Origin of the sequence: Vibrio sinensis, from assembly GCF_003605645.1 — a bacterium.
Lineage (GTDB): Bacteria > Pseudomonadota > Gammaproteobacteria > Enterobacterales > Vibrionaceae > Vibrio > Vibrio sinensis.
In genome coordinates this window covers 1-2607 of sequence record NZ_QVMU01000060.1, presented here as the reverse complement: position 1 = coordinate 2607, position 2607 = coordinate 1, and the positions used below count along the sequence as shown (strand labels likewise).

The 2607-nt window shown below is 36.6% G+C and carries 3 protein-coding genes and 1 pseudogene; 1 reads left to right on the top strand and 3 read right to left on the bottom strand.

Translation table 11 applies throughout. The features are described 5' to 3' along the window. Nucleotides 1-131: pseudogene (locus tag DZ860_RS23575) on the top strand (IS4 family transposase); the annotation flags it as partial. On the opposite strand, the gene DZ860_RS23570 reads toward DZ860_RS23575, so the two are convergent. From DZ860_RS23570 to DZ860_RS23560, 3 genes are all read right to left on the bottom strand, one after another. Further along, nucleotides 89-307: a cysteine-rich KTR domain-containing protein gene (locus DZ860_RS23570; protein ID WP_162598147.1), complete on the bottom strand. Its 219-nt coding sequence runs from the start codon at nt 305-307 to the stop codon at nt 89-91. The pseudogene DZ860_RS23575 and the gene DZ860_RS23570 overlap by 43 nt on opposite strands. A 118-nt stretch (nt 308-425) precedes the next feature. Next, nucleotides 426-2345 carry a tetracycline resistance ribosomal protection protein Tet(M) gene (tet(M), locus tag DZ860_RS23565; protein WP_014386813.1) on the bottom strand — a complete coding sequence of 640 codons (1920 nt, stop codon included), beginning with the start codon at nt 2343-2345 and terminating at the stop codon, nt 426-428. 15 nt (nt 2346-2360) lie between these two features. Beyond that, on the bottom strand, nt 2361-2438 hold the full coding sequence (locus DZ860_RS23560; RefSeq protein WP_078372222.1) for a tetracycline resistance determinant leader peptide: 78 nt from the start codon (nt 2436-2438) through the stop codon (nt 2361-2363). Nucleotides 2439-2607 lie beyond the last annotated feature (169 nt).

The window sequence follows — 2607 nt, the reverse complement described above, 5'->3', positions numbered from 1 at the left end:
CAACAGTGCGCTTAGGGATGGAAGTTTTGCGGCATTCTGGCTACACAATAACGAGGGAAGACTTGCTCGCGGCTGCAACCCTGCTTGCTCAAAATCTATTCAAACATGGTTGTGCTTTGGGGAAATTATGAGGGGATCCCTCAGGGCTCTGCGTCTTTGCGTCTGGCTCTGTAATCACAGTTACTTTGAACTGCTTTATTTCAATTAAATTTTCTTGTCTGCATTTCGGACAATAGAGGGGGAATTTTTTTAATTCAGTATCTTCCCTTATCTTTAATCGTGTTTTATTTCCACATACAGGACACAATATCCACTTGTAGTTTATAATAACTATCTCCTCCTTTACACTTTAATTCAAATCTTTATTAAAAAATATTTCATCTTATTTAACAAGAAACCATATTTATATAACAACATAAAATACACTAAGTTATTTTATTGAACATATATCGTACTTTATCTATCCGACTATTTGGACGACGGGGCTGGCAAACAGGTTCACCGGTAGTAACATGGTACCCTTTTAACTCTGTTAAACAAACACTACGTCCATTTGTAAAGGAAGTTAAATCACTACGATATTCTTGAATACACCGAGCAGGGATTTCTCCACTAAGAATGACCTCATTATTTTTCAATTGAGTGTCTACGATGTTCGCACAATATTTAGGAGCATCGTTGTATGCTCGTGAAAGATATTCCTGTGGCGCATAAATTTTAAAACTAAGATATGGCTCTAACAATTCTGTTCCAGCTTTTTTTAAGACTTGTTCCAATACAATAGGAGCAAGCATCCGAAAATCTGCTGGGGTACTAACAGGGCTATAGTATAAGCCATACTTAAAACAGATTTTACAGTCCGTCACATTCCAACCATACAATCCTTGTTCACAGCCATAGCGTATCCCCTCCATAACTGCATTTTGAAACGATTGATTTAAGTATCCAAGAGAAACCGAGCTCTCATACTGTACTCCGCTCCCTAATGGAAGCGGTGCTACAGATAGACCAATGGAAGCCCAGAAAGGATTCGGTGGAACTTCGATGTGAATGGTATACTCTGCTTTTTTTAACGGTCTTTCCATATAAATGACTGTAGGCTCTTTTATTTCTATCTCCACATGATACTTTTCTTGCAGCAGAGCACAAGTCACTTCCATTTGTACTTTCCCTAAGAAAGAAAGTATGATTTCATGTGTCGCAGAATCCACATAATATCGCAGAAGCGGGTCACTGTCGGAGATTTCTAAAAGTGCATCAAGTAACATTTCCCTTTGTTGAGGTTTGCTCGGTTCAACAGCCGTTTGCAGCAGAGGGAGGGGATTTTCAATTCTCTCTCTCTGTGGCAATAGCTTTGTATCTCCAAGAACACTATTTAACTTCAAAAACTCATTCTGCAAAATAACAATTTCCCCGGAATAAGCCTTATCGATTTTACATAATTCACCATTTATTGAAGTATACATTTCTGTAATTTTTATTTTTTCCTTTTCCGATATTCTAACCGAATCTCGCAAATGCAGTACGCCACTATAAAGACGTATATATGCAAGACGCTGTCTTTTTTCCGAATACTCAATTTTGAAAACTTTTCCGCAAAGTTCAGACTGACCTCGATGTGTTGATGAATAAAATTTATTCGTAATCACTTCTATAAGGTTATCAATCCCTATATTGTTTTTTGCACTTCCGTGATAAACAGGGAACAGGGAACAATTATGAAATCTTATGCTTTCCTCTTGTTCGAGTTCTAATGCTTCCAATAATTTCCCAGACGTATATTTCTCCAAAAGGTAATCATTTCCTTCTATTACCATATCCCATTGTTCAGATTCGGTAAAGTTCATTACACGCATATTAGGATGCAGTTCTACCTTCTGTTTGATTACAATTTCCGCAGAAAGTTTCTCTTTAATATCCTGATAAACCGTTGATAAATCAATTCCATTTTGGTCAATCTTATTGATAAAAAAGATTGTGGGAATACCTATTTTCCTAAGTGCATGAAACAATATACGAGTTTGTGCTTGTACGCCATCTTTTGCAGAAATCAGTAGAATTGCCCCATCTAATACTGATAATGAACGATATACTTCTGCTAAAAAATCCATATGTCCTGGCGTGTCTATGATGTTTATCTTAGTATTTTTCCACTGAAAAGAGGTTATCGCCGTCTGAATTGTAATTCCTCTCTGACGTTCTAAAAGCGTATTATCCGTTTTCGTTGTACCTCTGTCCACGCTTCCTAATTCTGTAATCGCTCCACTGTTATATAATAAGCTTTCTGTTAAGGTAGTTTTTCCCGCATCAACATGAGCTAAAACTCCAATATTAATAATTTTCATGTGATTTTCCTCCATTCAAAAGCCCAAAAGGGCATAAAAATCCCAGTGATAAATACTCTTATCACTGGGATTTTTATGCATAACCATAGGCATACAAAGCATACAAAGCATACAAAGCACTGATGAATCCCCTAATGATTTTTATCAAAATCATTAAGTTAAGGTAGATACACATCTTGTCATATGATCAAATGGTTTCGCCAAAAATCAATAATCAGACAACAAAATGTGCGAACTCGATATTTTACACGACTCTCTTTAC

Bases quoted from the DNA above. Each gene is read 5' to 3' on its own strand.
- DZ860_RS23560 (WP_078372222.1), bottom strand. From the start codon at position 2,438: ATGCCTATGGTTATGCATAAAAATCCCAGTGATAAGAGTATTTATCAC.